The organism is Terrabacter sp. 05T424 (assembly GCF_056396225.1).
Map to the genome: position 1 here is coordinate 158,029 of NZ_JBFTLB010000004.1, position 16,352 is coordinate 174,380.

Sequence of the window (16,352 nt, forward strand, 5' to 3'; positions counted from 1 at the left end):
CGCGCATCGCGAGGCCCGTCCCCTTCCGTGGGGCGGGCCTCGTCGCATCTCCCCCACCAGTCGAGTGCCCACTTTCCGACGCCCAGACGCGTGGAGAATTGAGCACTCGAGCCACCCCACAAGTCGAGTGCTCAGTTCCAGACGCCAGAGGCCCGTCGGAAAGTGGGCACTCGACTCACACGGGAGCCGCCGAGAGCCGCGGCCCAGGACCGGCCCCGTCGGAAGTGGGCACTCGACTCATGCGCTTCAGCCGGACGGCCCCGTCCCCGGACTGAGGCCGTCGGAAAGTGGGCACTCGACTGCGGGGTGAGTGGGGTCAGAGCTTGACGAGCGGCGCGTAGCGCAGGAGCAGGCGCTTGGTGCCCGTGTCGGCGCCGAAGTCGACGTGCGCCATCGACTTGTCGCCGTCGCCCTCGACGCGCACCACGGTGCCGAGCCCGAACGCGTCGTGGCTGACGCGGTCGCCCGACTGCAGTGCGATGACCGGGCGCTTGCCGGCGCTACGCACACCCGGGCGAGCGGCGAGCGTCGCCACCGCCGGGCGGTCGGATCCCCTGGCGCCGCTGAACGACGGGCCCAGGCGCTGCCAGTCGAGCAGGTCGCCGGGGATCTCGTCGAGGAAGCGTGACGGCGGGTTGTACTGAGGCGCACCCCAGGCCGACCGGACCGCGGCGCGCGAGAGGTAGAGCCGCTCGCGCGCCCGGGTGATGCCGACGTAGGCAAGGCGCCGCTCCTCCTCGAGCTCCTTCGGGTCGCCGAGGGCGCGCATGTGCGGGAACGTGCCGTCCTCCATGCCGGTGAGGAAGACGACGGGGAACTCGAGCCCCTTGGCCGTGTGCAACGTCATGAGCGTGACGACGCCCTGCGCCTTGGCCTCGGGCTCGTCGGGGATCTCGTCGGCGTCGGCGACGAGCGAGACCTGCTCGAGGAACTCCTCGAGAGCGCCGGCCGGGCCGATGTCCTCCGGCTCGACGCCGGGCGCCAGCTCACCACCCGACTCGGCGAGCTCGGTGGCGCGGCGGTCGTCGTACTCCTGCGCGACGGCGACGAGCTCGGCGAGGTTCTCGACGCGCGTCTCGTCCTGGGGGTCGCGGCTCGCGCGCAGCTCGGCGAGGTAGCCGCTCTGCTCGAGCGTCATCTCGAGCAGGGCCGCCACGCTGTCGTCGGCCTCGTAAGAGGTCCGGAGCTTCTCGAGCAGGGCGGTGAAGCCCTCGATCGCCGCAACCGAGCGCGTGGCGATGCCCGGCGCGTCGGCGGCGCGACCGAGTGCCGCGACGAACGGGATGCGCTCGCGCTCGGCGAGCGCCGCGACGCACGCCTCGGCCCGGTCACCGATGCCACGCTTGGGGGTGTTGAGGATGCGCCTCAGGTTGACGGTGTCAGTGGGGTTGGAGACGACGCGGAGGTAGGCGAGGGCGTCCTTGACCTCTCGCCGCTCGTAGAAGCGTGTGCCGCCGACCACCTTGTAGGGCAGCCCGACCCGCACGAGGATCTCCTCGATGGCACGGCTCTGGGCGTTGGTGCGGTAGAAGACCGCCACGTCACCGGGCTTGACGCCCTTGTCGGCGAGGTCGTCGATCTCCTTGGCGACGAAGGCCGCCTCGTCGTGCTCGTTGTCGGCGACGTAGCCGGTGATCATCGCGCCGTCGCCGGAGTCGGTCCAGAGGTTCTTGGCCCGACGCCCCTCGTTGCGGGCGATGACCGAGTTGGCGGCACGCAGGATGCGCTGCGTCGAGCGGTAGTTCTGCTCGAGCAGGATCGTGCGGGCGTCGGGGTAGTCGTTCTCGAACTCGAGGATGTTGCGGATGGTCGCGCCACGGAAGGCGTAGATCGACTGGTCGGAGTCGCCGACCACGCACAGCTCGGCCGGCGGCACGGCATACGCGCCCTCGGGGCCCTTGACCTCGCCGACGAGCTCCTTGATGAGCTGGTACTGCGCCTGGTTGGTGTCCTGGTACTCGTCGACGAGCACGTGACGGAACCGGCGGCGGTAGTACTCGGCGACGTCGGGAAAGGCCTGCAGGATGTTGACGGTCATCATGATGATGTCGTCGAAGTCGAGGGCGTTGGCCTGGCGCAGGCGGCGTTGGTACTGCGTGTACGCGTCGGAGACGGTGCGCTCGTAGTGGTTGCCCTCGGTGACCTGACCCGCGTAGGTCTCCTCATCGATGAGCTCGTTCTTGAGGTTGCTCACCTGCGCCGAGAACCCGCGCGGCGGGTAGCGCTTCGGGTCGAGGTCGAGGTCGCGCAGCACGAGGCTCATCAGCCGCTGGCTGTCGGCGGCGTCATAGATCGAGAACGTCGACTTCATGCCGACCTTCGCGGCCTCGCGACGCAGGATGCGCACGCACGCCGAGTGGAAGGTCATGACCCACATCGCGCGAGCACGCGGCCCGACCAGTGCTTCGACGCGCTCGCGCATCTCGGCGGCGGCCTTGTTGGTGAACGTGATGGCGAGGATCTGCCCCGGCTGGGCGTGCCGCTCGCCGAGCAGCCATGCGATGCGGTGCGTCAGCACGCGCGTCTTGCCGGAGCCAGCACCGGCGACGATGAGCAGCGGGGTGCCCTCGTGCACGACGGCCTCTCGCTGCTGCGGGTTGAGGCCCTCGAGCAGCACCGCCGGGTCGAGGTCGGCCGGCGCCTCGCGCGCCACCTCGACGCCACCACGGGCCGCGGCCTCGGCCCACGTCGGGACGCCCTGATCGGTGACGTCACCACCGCGCCGCGGCCGCGCGGACCCGCCGGAGGGCGCGCCCTGACCGTGCTCGAAACCGGGGATGGGGAGGTCGTCGAAGAGCGTGCTCATGATGGTCCCAGCCTACGTCGGACCGCCCACACCGCCCGACCACCGCACCGTGGTCACACGGCTTCGCGGGTCGCTGTGGACGGGCCCGGCGCAAGCCCCCTGCGACCGGGCAGGATGGGCGTGGTGAGCGACTTCGAGATCCGCCCCGCGACGGCCGCCGACGTGCCCGACCTGCTCCGCCTCGTGCGGGCGCTGGCGGACTACGAGAAGGAGCCCGACGCGGCGACCGCGACCCCCGCCCAGTTCGAGGCCGCCCTGTTCCCCGCCCAGGGCGACCCGACGGCATACGCCCTCGTCGGGGTGCGCGATGGCGCTGTGGTCGGCATGGCGCTGTGGTTCCGCAGCTTCTCCACGTGGACGGGCGAGGCCGGCATCTGGCTCGAGGACCTCTTCGTCCAGCCCGACCATCGCGGCAGCGGCATGGGGCAGGCGCTGCTCGCCCGGCTCGCCGAGCTGTGCGTCGAGAACGGCTGGACCCGTCTCGAGTGGGCGGTGCTCGACTGGAACACTCCCTCGATCGAGTTCTACCGTTCCCGCGGCGCCCGGGCGCTCGACGGCTGGACCACCTTCCGGGTCGACGGAAAGGCGCTGGACCAGCTCGCCGAGAGCTGAACAGGCGGTCGTAGGGTGGCGTGCATGACCCGAGCGACCAGCGTCTTCGTCTCCGAGCCCGGCGACCGCAGCGTCCTGCAGGTGCGCACCCACGACGTCCCCGACCCCGCCCCCGGCGAGGTGCAGGTCGAGGTCGCGGCGGCCGGCGTCAACTTCATCGACGTCTACAAGCGCCAAGGCATCTACCCCGTCGCGACGCCGTTCGTGCTCGGCGACGAGGGCGCCGGAACGGTGACGGCCGTCGGACCCGACGTGAGCGGCCTCGCCGTCGGCGACCGCGTCGCGTGGTGCCAGTCCCTCGGCAGCGAGTCCACGGTCGTCAACAAGCCCGCGAACCTGGTCGTCAGGGTGCCTGACGGCGTCGAGCTGGAGGTCGCCTGCGCCGCCATGCTCCAGGGCCTCACCGCCCACTACCTCGTCACGACTACGTATGCCGTCAAGGCGGGTGACGTGGCCCTCGTGCACGCCGCGGCGGGCGGGGTCGGGCAGCTGCTCGTGCAGATGATCACGGCCAAGGGCGCGACCGTCGTCGCGACCGCCGGGTCCCACGAAAAGCTCGAGATCGCAAGGACGCTCGGCGCCCAGCACCTCATCGACTACTCAACCTTCGCCTCCCCGGATGACCTGGCGGCAGCCGTCCGCGACGCCGCCGGGCGCGGTGTCGACGTGGCCTACGACGGCGTCGGCAAGTCGACGTTCGACGCGTCCCTCGCCTCCCTTCGGCCCCGGGGCACCATGGTGCTCTTCGGCGGTGCGAGCGGGCAGGTCCCTTCGTTCGACATCCAGCGCCTCAACGCGGCTGGCTCCCTGTTCCTCACCCGCCCCAAGCTCGGAGACTACGTGGCCGAGCGGTCCGAGTACGAATGGCGTGCGCGCGAGGTGCTCGGCGCCGTGGCCGACGGCTCCCTCAAGGTCGAGATCGGCGGGCGCTACCCCCTCGCCGAGGCGGCCGCGGCCTACGAGGCGCTCGAGGGACGACAGACCACGGGCAAGCTCGTCCTGGTGCCCGGGGCATGAGCCGCACTCTTTTCCGGCACGACCGCATCTGGACCGGCGACACCGAATCCCCTTGGACCGACGCGCTGCTGGTCGAGGACGGCCGCGTCGTGGCAATCGGTGCCGACGCCCTCGAGACCGCCGGTGCGGGCCGTGCGACCACGACCGTCGACCTGCCCGGGGCCGTCGTCATGCCGGGCCTGCACGACGCGCACATCCACACCGCGTGGCTCTCGCGCGACCTGTCGTCGGTCGACCTGCGCGAGGCGCGTTCGCTCGACGAGACGCTCGAGCTCGTCCGCGTCCATGCGGCCGGCCTGCCCGCCGGCGAGTGGCTGCACAGCGGACGCTGGAACCACAACCGCTGGGCCGTTCCGGTCCAGCCCGACCGGCACTCCCTCGACACCGTGACGGGCGACCGGGTCGCCGCACTCGCGAGCGTCGACGGGCACACGATCTGGGCGAACTCCCTTGCGCTGCAACGAGCCGGCATCACCCGCGACACCCCCGACCCTGTCGGTGGCGAGATCGTGCGCGACGCGTCCGGCGCGCCCACCGGCATCCTGCGCGAGTCGGCCCAGGAGCTGCTCGACGCGATCCCCCGCGAGGAGACACCGCTGCGGCCGTGGCTCGAGCGCTGCCAGGAGTGGCTGCTGTCGGTCGGCCTCACGAGCATCACCGACATCGACGGCGAGGACGCCCGAGCCGCGTACGCCGACCTGCACGCCGACGGCGCCTTGCGGGCGCGCGTGACCAAGTGCACCCGCGACCCCGACCTCGAGCTGGCGATCGCGGAGGGGCGGCGGTCGGGCCAGGGCGACGAGGTGTTCCGGGTCGGGCCGGTCAAGTTCTTCAGCGACGGCGCCCTCGGCTCGCACACGGCGCACATGACCGAGCCGTTCATCGGTCACGAGGGCTGCGGCATCGCCGCCATGCCCTACGACGTGCTGCTCGAGCGCACGCTGCTCGCGGCCCGCTCGGGCCTCGACGTCGTCACGCACGCCATCGGCGACGAGGCGAACCGTCTCGTGCTCGACTCGTTCCAGGCCGTGCGCGCCGAGGGGCTCGACCGGCTGCTTCGCATCGAGCACGCCCAGCACGTGCTGCCCGTCGACATCCCCCGCTTCCGCGCGCTCGACGTCGTGGCCTCGATGCAGCCCAGCCACTGCACCGCCGACCTCGAGCTGGCCGACGAGATCATCGGGCCGCGGCGTCTCGCGTCGTACGCCTGGCGCAGCTTCCTCGACGCCGGAGTGCGGGTCGCCTTCGGCTCGGACGCCCCGGTCGAGGACCCGAACCCCTTCTTCGGGCTGCACGCGGCCGTCACCCGCCAACGCGCAGACGGCCACCCCGAGGGAGGCTGGCGGCCCGACGAGCGCATCTCCCTGACCGAGGCCGTGCACGCGCACACCGTGGTGGCGCACGAGTCGGTCGGGCGCACCGACATCGGGCGACTCGTGCCGGGCCAGCTCGCCGACCTGGTGGCGATCGACCGCGACATCTGGGCGCTGGAGGAGTCGGCGCCGGCCGAGATCCGCGACACGGTGGTGCTCCAGACGTGGGTCGGTGGCGAGCTCGCGCACGAGCGCAGCTGACGCTTCGCTCACCCGCAGCTGACGCTTCACTCACCCGTCGCTGACGCGACCCTGGCCCCAGACGAGGTATGCCGTCGCGCCGGGTCGCGAGGGACCACCTCGATCCGCTGGAGCGCGGGCGGCGTCGAGGTATGCCGCCGCGCCGGGTCGCGAGGAATCACCTCGACCGCAGGGAGCCGGCAGGGGAACGCCGGGCCTGTCGCCACGGGCGCGGAGCGTCCATCCTTGAGGGAGGAGGGCGCATGCGCGAGATCGACGCCGACTTCGCCGCCTGGGTGCGGGCCCGGCAGCTGCGACTGCTCCGCGCGGCCGCTCTCGTCGACGGTGACCGGAAGCGCGCCGAACAGCACGTCCTCTCGGCGCTGACGCGCCTGGCCCTGCACTGGCACCACGTGCGTGACGGCGACCCCGACGCGTACGTCCGGGGCCGCATACACCGGTCCGCCCTGTTCGCGGCGGTGGGAGACGCGCACGCGGGGGCCCTCTCCCGCGACCTGCCGCTGCGACTGCGCCGCCTCACCCCACGGCAGCGCGCGGTGCTCGTCCTGCGGTGGTACGTCGGGCGGTCGCTCGACGACACGGCCGAGCTGGTCGGCGTCTCGCCCGAGAAGGTGCGCCGCGACGAGCGGCTCGCACGCGCGAGCCTCGCGACCGACGCAGCTCGCCCGCTGACGGACGAGGATGTCACCGCAGCCCTGGAAGCCGCCGGCTCGAACATCCGGGAGGTCGACCTCGCGGACCGCGCCTGGCACGACGCGCTGCTGCACCGCACGACGACGCGGCGTCGGGCAGCCTCCGCCGTCGCCGCGGCCGCTCTCGTCGTCGGCGGCGCGACCCTTGCCGGTCGTGATCCGGTGGTCGTCACGACCCGGGCACCGTCGCCGGTGAGCCTCACCCAGGTGCCTCTGCTCGACGAGGCGACCTGGCACACCACCGCGAGCGGTCTGAGGTACGTGGTCGCGCCCACCGCGGGCACGGAGTCCGGCCAGCCGGTGCTCTCGCTCGGCCTGCCCGCGGTCATCGATCCCCACCGTGAGCACCAGCTCGCGAGCGGACCTCCTTCGGACGGCCTCGGCGCGTTCGGCGACGCCGTCTACCTCGAGCGACGGGCGCCGGGTCGCTGGGCGCCGGTGCTGCTCTACGGCGACGGCGAGCTGCTCACCCTCGACACGGTCGAGCTGACGGACGTGCACCCGGCGTCGGGCGTCCCCCACCCGCCCCTCGGGGTCTGGGCCTTCTCGGGAGACAAGACGACTCTCGCGTTCGCCCAGCCGGGGAAGGTCATGGTTTTCGACATGCAGACGCGCCGGGTGAGCGCCGTCGCCATCCCGTCTCGCACGCTCGAGTGGGCGGCCTGGCGCGGCAACCACCTGCTGGCCGGCTCGGCAGAGGGACTGTGGTCGCCCGGGCTCTCACCGGTCTGGCCGGCACCCGAACCACCGCGGCGACCCGGTGTCCGCGAGTTCCGCGTCGAGGCGGGGCGCACCGTGCTCGACGAGCACTCCCCCGACCCCGGCACGCACCCGCTCGCCGTCGCCTGGCCGCGCACAAGCCCGGTCGGCGACACGCTGTCCAACGCGAGTCAGTACGCGTCGGTCTTCCGACTGGCTGCAGGTGACGCCCGCGACATCGAGGCCGTTTCACCCCGACGGGTCATCGTGGCGACCAACAGCCTGGGCCGAGACCGGATGCTCGTCTTCGGGGAGGAGCAGCCTCGATCCGCCGACTGCTGCTCGGTGCTGGGGTGGACCGTTCGCGGTGAGCTCGTCTACCTCTCGACCGCTCCCGGCGACACGTGGATCATGGCGTGGGACGTCGAGACGGGCCTCGTCCGCCGGGTCTCGCAGTTCCTCACCTCGGATGCCGTGCCGCCTCTCATCGCCCTCGGCGCCCGCTTCACCGTGAGCTGACGAGTTGCGCGGCATGACTCCGACCCAATGGCGGCAGATGGCGGCAGATGGCGGAGATGGCGGAGATGGCGGAGATGGCGGAGATGGCGGCAGGATGCCGGCAGGTCAGGGGCCGCCCGGCACGACGGCCAGCAGCAGCGTGGCGAACCAGGTCAGGCCACCCACGGCGAGCAGGAACCAGCCGATCACCCCGACGTTGCCGGCGCCCTCGGCGCGGGACTCCCGAGCGCGGCGACGGCCGACCACCACGAGCACGAGCCCGAGCGTGAGCCACACGAGCCCGATGAGCAGGCCGGCGAGAACGCTTGCGTTCCAGCGCATCTCAGCAACCCTCGTGGCGTCGTCGGGTCACCAGAGGGCTGCGACGAGCACGTTGGTAACGGCAGCTCCGCCCGCAATGTCGAGCAGCGGGCCGGTGTCGCGACCCTTGCGCGCCCGAGCGGCGCCGATCTCGGCCGCTGCGACGACGCCGAGGGCGATGACGAGCTTGACCGCGATCTTCGCGTTGTTGACCTCGTGGCTGTCGTCCTTGATCGCCGACGCGATGCCGACGAGCGCCAGGCCCGTGATGATCTGGGCGCGGGCTCCCCACACGATCGGCGCGGTGACCGTTCGGCCCGAGCGCACGGCGATCCAGCCGCCGACGACGGCGGCCATGCCGAGCAGGTGCAGGGCGACGAGGAGGTTGTACACGAAGTCCATGGCCGTCATCCTACGGAGCGTCGTACCGGCCGGCCGCGCGGGGCTGGCGCAGGTCGACGAGCGCAGCGAGCCGGCGCCACGACGAGGTCAGCGGGTAGTCGTCCAGCTCGTCGAACGGCACCCACCGGGCATCCGACGTCGTGCCACCGACGTCGTGGATGACGACCTCGCCGGGCTCGGGACACGTTGCGGCGTAGACGATCCGCACGGCATGGAAGTCCTCGAGCCCACCGCCGGGGGCGCGCCCGACCCAGTGGTCCGACTGCACGGCGACGAGAGCGCCCAGCTCGATCCGCTGACCGGTCTCCTCCCACACCTCGCGATGGACGCCGTCGACAGGAGACTCCCCCTCGTCGAGGCCACCCCCGGGCAGGCCCCACCGCCCCGCGACATGGGTCTGGGTGTTGAACTGGGTGAGCAGCAGCCCGCGGGCGCTCGTCACCACGGCATATGCGGCCACCCGCTGGTAGGGCTCACCCACCTCGTCGGCGCCCACGCCGGCATCGCGAGGCACCGCCTCCGACCGAGGGCGTATGCCGTCCAGCGGGCTCACGCGGAACGCGAGCTCCAGGGCGCCGTCATCGTGCACGGTGGCCGACGACGGTGCGCCCAGTGCCCAGCCGAGGTCGCCGAGGACGACCTCGGGATGCTCGCCGTGGCCGAGCCGCGCCTCGCCGAGCCGCGCGTGGTCGTCGCCGACCGCGACGACGCGGATGCCTCCCGGCTGGTTGGTCCTCATCGGCGGACCAGGCCGACGGCCCGCTCGTACTCCGCGACGGCCATGGCGGCGACCCGGGACCAGTCCTGCGCGGGCGGGTTGGCGACGTTCCATGCCCGCATCCGGGCGACTTCGTCGGGCGCCTTGGCCAGGTTGGCGATCGCCCCGGCCATCTGTGAGTCGCTCGAAACCACAAGGCCGTTCACGCCGTTGGTAACGAACTCACCGACGCCAGAACCGGATCGACCGATCACGGGCAGGCCTACCGTGCGCGCTTCGAGGGCAGCGATCCCGAACGACTCGAGACGGGCCGGCGACAGGTAGACGTCCGAGGCGGCATACCTCTCGCGGAGCTCGTCGCGGGAGACCCGGCCCGGCAGCGAGACCCAGTCGAGTCCGCGCCGACGCACGAGTGACTCGACCTTGCGGCGGTCGGGCCCGTCCCCCAGGACGGTCAGCGAGACCGAACCGGCGCCGGCGTGGCGCTCCGCCTCGGCGACGAGCTCGACGAGCGCAGCCGGTCGCTTGCGGGCCGCGAGACGCATCGCGGTGACGAGTCGCAGCGGCCCCGGCGCGCGCTGTGCGGGAGTGGTGGCCCACCGCGCGACGTCGATGCCGTTGGGCAGCACGCCGACCGAACGCTTCGGCCCGACGAGCCGGCGCAACGGCTGCGCGGCCACGTCGGACACCGCCGACATGGCGACGCCGCGCGAAGCCCACCGGCGCACGAAGCGGGCGAGGTCGAAGACGGGAGCCACACCGGCCAACATGCAGTGCCACGTCATCGCCGTGGGCAGCCCGAGGCCGACCGTGACTCGTGTGGAGTCCCACGCGAAGGGCGAGACGACCCCGGTCTGCACGTGGGCGACGTCGAACCCGCCGTCGCCCAGACGTCGCCGCAGCTCGGGAGGCGCCCACGGGTTGACCGGCAGCTCCCACGGCAGACGGGCCGCGAGGCGGTGCACGGGGACGCCGTCGACGACGGTCACGGCGCCGTGCATCTCGCCCGCGGCGCCGCGGGTCGCGGTGAAGACCTCCACCTCGTGCCCGGCCGCCAGCAGGTGACGCGCGAGGTCGTGGGTCTGCACCTCGATCCCGCCCAGCCGGGGCAGGTAGCAGTCGGACAGGAGGGCCACCTTCACGGGGAACACTGTGTCATGCGTCAGGATGGGTGACTGTGCCCCACACCCTGCTCGCCTTCCATGCGCACCCCGACGACGAGGCACTGCTGACGTCGGGCACGATGGCCCGCGCCGCGGCCGAGGGGCACCGGGTCATCGTCGTGGTGGCCACCGACGGCGAGCTGGGCCTCGCCGCGAGCGAGTTCACCGGCGACGGAGCCCTCGCCGCGACCCGCATGGACGAGCTGCGCGCGAGCGCACGCGCGCTCGGTGTCGCCCGGGTCGAGCACCTCGGCTACGCCGACAGCGGTCTCGGACCGGACGTCGCACCCGACCCGCCCGGGGCCACCCGGTTCGTGCGGGCCGACGTCGAGGAGGCCGCCGCACGCCTCGCGACGATCCTTCGCGACGAGCAGGTCGACGTCCTGCTCAGCTACGAGCCCAACGGCGGCTACGGACACCCCGACCACAGGCAGGTGCACGTCGTCGGCGCGCGTGCCGCCGAGCTCGCCGGCACGCCGCGCGTGCTCGAGGCGACCGTGCCGCGCGACACCATCTGCCGCGCCATCGACCTTGCCGCCAAGGTGTACCGCTTCCCGCCCGAGTTCGACCGGTCGAGCTTCGACCGGGCCTTCTCGGCGCGCAGCGAGATCACCCACCGCATTGGTGTGCGCCGCCAGATCGCGGCCAAGCGGGCCTCGATGCGGGCGCACACCTCGCAGGCGAGCGCCGACGGAGGCGCCGACCGCACGCTCGCGGCCTTCCTGCGGATCCCCCGCCCGATCTACGACCTCGTCTTCGGCCGGGAGTGGTTCGTCGACCGGTCGCTGCCGGCCGGCTCGGCGATCCGCCGCGACGTCTTCGCCGACCTCCCCTGACCCACCTCCACCAGTCGAGTGCGCAGTTCCCGACGCGCACACCGCGTCGGAAAGTGGGCACTCGACGGTAAGGGACCAGTCGAGTGCGCAGTTCCCGACGCGCACACCGCGTCGGAAAGTGGGCACTCGACGGGAAGAACCAGTCGAGTGCGCAGTTCCCGACGTCCGCCCGGGTCGGAAAGTGGGCACTCAACCGGAAGGACCAGTCGAGTGCGCAGTTCCCGACGCGCACACCGCGTCGGAAAGTGGGCACTCGACGGGAGAACCAGTCGAGTGCGCAGTTCCCGACGCCCGCCCGGGTCGGAAAGTGGGCACTCGACGGGAAGAACCAGTCGAGTGCGCAGTTCCCGACGCGCACACCGCGTCGGAAAGTGGGCACTCGACGGGAAGGGACCAGTCGAGTGCGCAGTTCCCGACGCGCACACCGCGTCGGAAAGTGGGCACTCGACGGGAAGAACCAGTCGAGTGCGCAGTTCCCGACGCCCGCCCCGGCGTCGGAAAGTGGGCACTCGACGGGGGCCTGTGGGGTGGGGCGTATGCCGTCGCAGATCGCTGTGATGCCTGTCCCGAACGTCGACCGGCCGGTCGGGGACGGCGGACGATGGAGGTGTGACCAGGTGGCGTGACCGCGCACCGGCGGTCTTCTTCGTCGCGTCGGCGCTGCTGCTCGCCGGCGGCGCGGCAGCGGCGCTCACGGGCGCCGACACAGCCGCACGCGCCACCTGGGTCTCGGCCACGGTGCTGGGGCTCGCCCTGTCGCTCATGTGGACCGCTCGTTCGCTCGCCGAGCACCGCGCCACCGTCGACGTCATCGCCGTCATGGCCCTCGCGGGAGCGCTGTGGGTCGGTGAGGAGTTCGCCGGAGCGATGATCACCCTGATGCTCGCGAGCGGTCGACTGCTCGAGGCTCGCGCAGCGGCACGCGCCGACCGGGAGCTGCGGCTGCTCGTCGAGCGGGCCCCGCGCACGGCCCGGCGCCGTCGGGGCGACCACGCCGACGGCATACGGGCCGACGAGGTGGTTGCGGGTGACGTCCTCGTCGTGGGGACGGGTGAGGTCGTGCCCGTCAACGGCCGCCTACTCACGCCGGGCACCTTCGACGAGTCCGCGCTGACCGGCGAGCCGATGCCGGTGGAGCGTCCGGTCGGTGACGACGTCCGCAGCGGCATCGTCGCTGCCGGGCCGCCGGTCGACCTCGTCGCGACCGCTACCGCCGAGGCATCGACGTACGCGAACGTGGTGCGGCTCGTGGGCCAGGCACAGGCTTCGTCCGCGCCGTTCGTACGCACGGCCGACCGATTCGCAGTGCTGTTCGTCCCGCTCACCCTCGCCGTGGCAGCCCTCGCGTGGGTCCTCGGCGGCGCGCCCCTGCGCGCCGTCGCCGTGCTGGTCGTGGCGACCCCTTGCCCGCTGCTCCTCGCGGCTCCGGTGGCCCTCATGTCAGGGCTCTCTCGCGCGTCGCGGATCGGTGTCGTCGTCAAGGGCGGAGCGGCGCTCGAGGCCCTGGCGGCCGGCAAGGTGGTGCTCTTCGACAAGACGGGCACGCTGACCGCGGACGACCCGAGCTGACGTCGGTGGTCGTCGCGCCGGAGGGTCCGGAAGCAGCGGAGGTGCTGCGGCTCTCCGCTTCACTCGACCAGGTCTCGCCGCACCCCCTCGCGAGCGCCCTGGTCACGGCCGCCCGCAGCCGCGCGCTGGACCTCGAGCTGCCGACCGCGGTGCGCGAGGTGCACGGCTACGGCCTCGAGGGTCTGGTCGGCGGCCGGCTCGTCCGCATCGGCAAGGCTCGCTGAACCATCGGCCACGGCGACCCCAGCTGGCTCGAGCAGGTGCGCCGCCTCATCGACCGGCTCGAGCAGGAGCTGGTCCCGCACGAGCGCGCCGACGAGGAGGAGCTCACGCCGCTCGTCGCACGAGCACTCGGCGCCCCCGCGACCGCGACGATGCGGCGCACCCACGCCGAGATCGAGCACCAGGTGTCACGCCTGCGCCGGCCCGTCGAGGGCATCGACGCGGCGCACGTCACCCCGGAGGACGTGATCGAGCTGCGCCGCCTGCTCTACGGCCTCTACGCCGTATGCCGTCTGCACAACAGTCAGGAGGAGGAAGGCGCGTTCGCCCTCGTACCCGAGACGGTCCCCGGCGGCCCCTCGACCTCAGCAAGGCGGCATACGTTGGCCACTCGACGTACGCGAGGCGGCCAATAGTGGCCACTCGACGGTTGAGAGGCGGCAAATCGTGGCCTCTCGACGGTTGAGAGGCGGCAAATCGTGGCCTCTCGACGGTTGAGGGGCGGCGGCCGGGGTCAGGGGGTGGTAGCGGGGGGCTGTGGCTGCTCGAAGACGATCGCCATGGGGGTCTGCTCCGACCCCTGGCCGAGAGGGTTGTCGGCGAACATCAGCTCGAAGTGCTCCTTCGAGCCCGGTGCGTCCTTGCCGAGCACGTTGCGCCCGATGTCGTTGGCGTCCATGACGACCGTGCCGCCGAAGCTGTCGCGGTAGGCAGCAGGCACCCGCTCGCGGATCGCCGCCGACAGGCGCGCGGCGACCTCGTCGGGGTCCTTTGGGCCAAGCTTGGCCGACACGTTGGCCGGGTAGACGGAGTACTCGGTGGGGCCGTCGATGGCGCGGATGTCGCCGCCGACGAGGTCGTAGAACAGGCCCCGCTTGCCGAGCACCTTGCCGATCGCCCCGCCGGCCGAGGCGAAGAGGACGCGCGGCAGCCCGGCCTCCTCGATCGCCAACTGCATCGTGAACGGCGACCCGAGCCCGATGCCGGCCGGGGTGCGCGTGACGTAGCGGCTCAGCACTCGGGCCGGACGGCCGACCTTGATGTCCCAGATGAAGAAGGAACGACCCTGGGTGATCGCGACGATCTTCTCGGAGATGAAGAAGTACCAGCGGCCCGTCGTCGCCGCGACGTGCTCGTCGCCGGCCTCGAGCAGGCCAGAGAAGAACCGGTCGATGTAGCCGAGAGTCTTGGCCTGGAGGTCGTCCTCTCGTGCGTACAGGTCGGTGCGCAGCGGGTAGCGACGCACCGACGTGCCGTCGGCGGTGACGAGGTCGAGCTGCTTGCGGGCGTTGGGCTCGTAGTCGGTCTTGACCGACGGGGCGACGTCGGCGGCCTCGGGCTCGCGCTCGTCGAAGAACTCCTGGAGCCACAGCTCGACGTTGAGGATGCGCCAGATGGTCATCGAGTCGACGGAGTTGGTGCCCTTGATCCACCCTTCGAAGGCGTGGAGCACGGCCGTCTGGTCGAAGTAGGGCCGGTTGGCGAACGACTCGGAGAGGAACTCGCCGTAGATGTGGTTCTTCAGGCGCATGAACCAGTCGGCTTGCGGTGTGGTGGCGCCCACCTTGTCGCGGCGGTCGACCACCGAGTCGGGCAGCAGCCCCCGCATGGCGTCGCGCAGCACCCGCTTGCCGAGGCCGTCCTTGATCAGGGCGTCGTCGCCGAGTCCGAAGACGAAGCGCGCGAGCTCGCGGTCGACGAACGGGAGCCGCACGGACACGCCGAAGCGTCGGGCGTTCCTGTCGGTGGCGCGCAGCCGCGCCGGCAGCGAGTCGACGAAGAGGTCGTCGACGAGGCGCTTGCGCAGGTCGGAGCGCTCGGTGTCGTGGGTCTCGCCGGAGTGGGCGCGCGCGAAGTCAGCGCCGAGGAGCGAGGTGACGGCGACAGCCTTGCGGCCGCGCAGCCGGTCGCCGACGCGCGGACGGCCACGGCGCACGAGCACGTCGAGCGAGCGGCCCAGCTCGGAGGCGGCGAGCGCGGCGCTGCGACCCCGCAGCCCGCGCAGGTGGATCAGGTGGTGTGCCGCGAACCCGCCGAGCAGCTCGTCACCACCGTGTCCGTCGAGCACGACGGTGTCGCGCTGCGCGGCCTCCTGCAGCACGCGGAACTGCGTGTAGGGACCGGTCGACCCGAGGGGCTCCTCCTGGGTGCGCACGAGGTCGCGCATGTCCTTCTTGAACTCGGAGGGGGTCGGTTCGAAGCGGTGCGCCTCGACGCGGGCGCCGAGACCGGCGGTGACCGCGTCGACCTGCGCCTGCTCGTCGATGCGTGAGCCGGGGTAGACCGCCGACCACGTGTCCTGCACGTCCCCTGGGGCGGAAGCGCCCGAAGAGCCCGAGGCACCCACCTCGTTCTCGACCGCGTCGACGAGCGCGGCGATGGCCGCCGAGTCGATGCCGCCCGACAGCGCGGTGCCGACGCGGCCCGTGGAAGCCGACCGGCGGCGTACGGAAGCGGTCAGCAGCGACCGGAACTCCGCCGCGGCCGCCGGGGTGTAGGGGCGCGCGGAGCGGGCGAGCTCGACGAGCTCCTCACGCAGCCGCGTGTAGGGGCGGCGCTCGAGACCCTGTGGCCCGAGCGTGACGACCTCGCCGGCGCCGACGCGCTCGATGCCCGCGAAGAAGGTGGCGGGTCCGTCGTCGTGCACCCGGAAGCGCAGGTAGCGGTAGATGGTGCGGTCGTCGGGGCGGCGCTCGTGGTGGCCGCTCTCGAGGATGCCGCGGATCTCGCTCGACACGAGCCAGCCCGACCCGGCAGCCGCGACGTAGAGGGGCCGCACCCCGAAGTGGTCGCGGGCCAGCGTCATGGTGCGGGTGTCGCGGTCCCACACGGCGAGCGCGAAGGCGCCCTCGAGGCGGTCGAGGCCGTCGGTGCCCCACTCGGTGAACGCGGTGAGGACCACCTCTGCGTCGCTGCCGACGCCGAAGTCGTGGCCGAGCGTCTCGAGGTCGCCGCGCAGCTCGGACCGGTTGTAGAGCTCGCCGTCGAGCGCGAGCGTGAAGCGGCCACCGCTGCTCGTGGCGAGCCGGGCGAGGCCGGTCTCGTCGTGCGAAGGACGAACAGCCAGCCCCGCGTCCTCGTCGTGCGCCGTCGACGCCGGGCCCGCCCCCGGATGCGTCGCGAGCAGTCGGTCGAGCAGGGCCTCGTCGGCGTGGACACCCAGGTGTCCGGCGATTCCGCACATGGGGTCAACCCTAGACGGGCCCCGACCCGCCTCGACCCA

At 72.3% G+C, this 16,352-nt stretch carries 14 protein-coding genes; 8 read left to right on the forward strand and 6 right to left on the reverse strand.

What is annotated here, in order from left to right; genetic code table 11:
• Positions 1-316 precede the first annotated feature (316 nt).
• On the reverse strand, positions 317-2,806 hold the full coding sequence (gene pcrA, locus AC1DE0_RS11290; protein ID WP_478100424.1) for a DNA helicase PcrA: 2,490 nt from the start codon (positions 2,804-2,806) through the stop codon (positions 317-319).
• Between the two features lie 123 nt (positions 2,807-2,929).
• On the opposite strand from pcrA, the gene AC1DE0_RS11295 reads away from it, so the two are divergent.
• The 4 genes from AC1DE0_RS11295 (at position 2,930) to AC1DE0_RS11310 (ending at position 7,919) form a co-directional block, all read left to right on the forward strand.
• The gene (locus tag AC1DE0_RS11295; RefSeq protein ID WP_478100426.1) at positions 2,930-3,418 is read left to right on the forward strand and encodes an N-acetyltransferase family protein; all 489 of its coding nucleotides are present in this window, start codon (positions 2,930-2,932) and stop codon (positions 3,416-3,418) included.
• A 24-nt stretch (positions 3,419-3,442) separates the two neighbouring features.
• Positions 3,443-4,435 carry a quinone oxidoreductase family protein gene (locus tag AC1DE0_RS11300; RefSeq protein ID WP_478100428.1) on the forward strand — a complete coding sequence of 331 codons (993 nt, stop codon included), beginning with the start codon at positions 3,443-3,445 and terminating at the stop codon, positions 4,433-4,435.
• A complete protein-coding gene (locus tag AC1DE0_RS11305; RefSeq protein WP_478100430.1) occupies positions 4,432-6,009 on the forward strand; it encodes an amidohydrolase in 1,578 nt (525 codons plus the stop codon). Before AC1DE0_RS11300 ends, AC1DE0_RS11305 begins: the two co-directional genes overlap by 4 nt.
• A gap of 242 nt (positions 6,010-6,251) precedes the next feature.
• The gene (locus AC1DE0_RS11310) at positions 6,252-7,919 is read left to right on the forward strand and encodes a sigma factor-like helix-turn-helix DNA-binding protein (protein WP_478100432.1); all 1,668 of its coding nucleotides are present in this window, start codon (positions 6,252-6,254) and stop codon (positions 7,917-7,919) included.
• 105 nt (positions 7,920-8,024) lie between these two features.
• Here the strand turns inward: AC1DE0_RS11310 and AC1DE0_RS11315 are convergent, their stop codons facing one another.
• From AC1DE0_RS11315 to AC1DE0_RS11330, 4 genes are read right to left on the reverse strand one after another with little or no spacing between them, the layout of a single operon-like run.
• A complete protein-coding gene (locus AC1DE0_RS11315) occupies positions 8,025-8,240 on the reverse strand; it encodes a hypothetical protein (protein ID WP_478100434.1) in 216 nt (71 codons plus the stop codon).
• A gap of 27 nt (positions 8,241-8,267) precedes the next feature.
• On the reverse strand, positions 8,268-8,621 hold the full coding sequence (locus tag AC1DE0_RS11320) for a hypothetical protein (protein WP_478100436.1): 354 nt from the start codon (positions 8,619-8,621) through the stop codon (positions 8,268-8,270).
• Positions 8,622-8,631: 10 nt separating this feature from the next.
• Positions 8,632-9,360, reverse strand: coding sequence for an NUDIX hydrolase (locus AC1DE0_RS11325; RefSeq protein WP_478100438.1), 729 nt, complete (start codon positions 9,358-9,360; stop codon positions 8,632-8,634).
• Positions 9,357-10,481 carry a glycosyltransferase family 4 protein gene (locus tag AC1DE0_RS11330; protein WP_478100440.1) on the reverse strand — a complete coding sequence of 375 codons (1,125 nt, stop codon included), beginning with the start codon at positions 10,479-10,481 and terminating at the stop codon, positions 9,357-9,359. Before AC1DE0_RS11330 ends, AC1DE0_RS11325 begins: the two co-directional genes overlap by 4 nt.
• A gap of 35 nt (positions 10,482-10,516) precedes the next feature.
• On the opposite strand from AC1DE0_RS11330, the gene AC1DE0_RS11335 reads away from it, so the two are divergent.
• From AC1DE0_RS11335 to AC1DE0_RS11350, 4 genes are all read left to right on the forward strand, one after another.
• Entirely contained in the window at positions 10,517-11,338 is an 822-nt protein-coding gene (locus tag AC1DE0_RS11335) for a PIG-L deacetylase family protein (RefSeq protein WP_478100783.1), read from the forward strand.
• Positions 11,339-11,947: 609 nt separating this feature from the next.
• Positions 11,948-12,907, forward strand: a complete 960-nt coding sequence (locus AC1DE0_RS11340) for an HAD-IC family P-type ATPase (protein ID WP_478100442.1) — start codon at positions 11,948-11,950, stop codon at positions 12,905-12,907.
• Between the two features lie 5 nt (positions 12,908-12,912).
• A complete protein-coding gene (locus tag AC1DE0_RS11345; RefSeq protein ID WP_478100444.1) occupies positions 12,913-13,131 on the forward strand; it encodes a hypothetical protein in 219 nt (72 codons plus the stop codon).
• 36 nt (positions 13,132-13,167) lie between these two features.
• Entirely contained in the window at positions 13,168-13,545 is a 378-nt protein-coding gene (locus AC1DE0_RS11350; protein WP_478100446.1) for a hemerythrin domain-containing protein, read from the forward strand.
• 98 nt (positions 13,546-13,643) lie between these two features.
• Here the strand turns inward: AC1DE0_RS11350 and AC1DE0_RS11355 are convergent, their stop codons facing one another.
• Positions 13,644-16,313, reverse strand: coding sequence for an asparagine synthase-related protein (locus AC1DE0_RS11355; protein WP_478100448.1), 2,670 nt, complete (start codon positions 16,311-16,313; stop codon positions 13,644-13,646).
• Between the last annotated feature and the right edge of the window lie 39 nt (positions 16,314-16,352).

Bases quoted from the DNA above. Each gene is read 5' to 3' on its own strand.
- AC1DE0_RS11305 (WP_478100430.1), top strand. From the start codon at position 4,432: ATGAGCCGCACTCTTTTCCGGCACGACCGCATCTGGACCGGCGACACC.
- AC1DE0_RS11325 (WP_478100438.1), bottom strand. From the start codon at position 9,360: ATGAGGACCAACCAGCCGGGAGGCATCCGCGTCGTCGCGGTCGGCGAC.
- pcrA (WP_478100424.1), bottom strand. From the start codon at position 2,806: ATGAGCACGCTCTTCGACGACCTCCCCATCCCCGGTTTCGAGCACGGT.
- AC1DE0_RS11355 (WP_478100448.1), bottom strand. From the start codon at position 16,313: ATGTGCGGAATCGCCGGACACCTGGGTGTCCACGCCGACGAGGCCCTG.
- AC1DE0_RS11320 (WP_478100436.1), bottom strand. From the start codon at position 8,621: ATGGACTTCGTGTACAACCTCCTCGTCGCCCTGCACCTGCTCGGCATG.
- AC1DE0_RS11315 (WP_478100434.1), bottom strand. From the start codon at position 8,240: ATGCGCTGGAACGCAAGCGTTCTCGCCGGCCTGCTCATCGGGCTCGTG.
- AC1DE0_RS11300 (WP_478100428.1), top strand. From the start codon at position 3,443: ATGACCCGAGCGACCAGCGTCTTCGTCTCCGAGCCCGGCGACCGCAGC.
- AC1DE0_RS11310 (WP_478100432.1), top strand. From the start codon at position 6,252: ATGCGCGAGATCGACGCCGACTTCGCCGCCTGGGTGCGGGCCCGGCAG.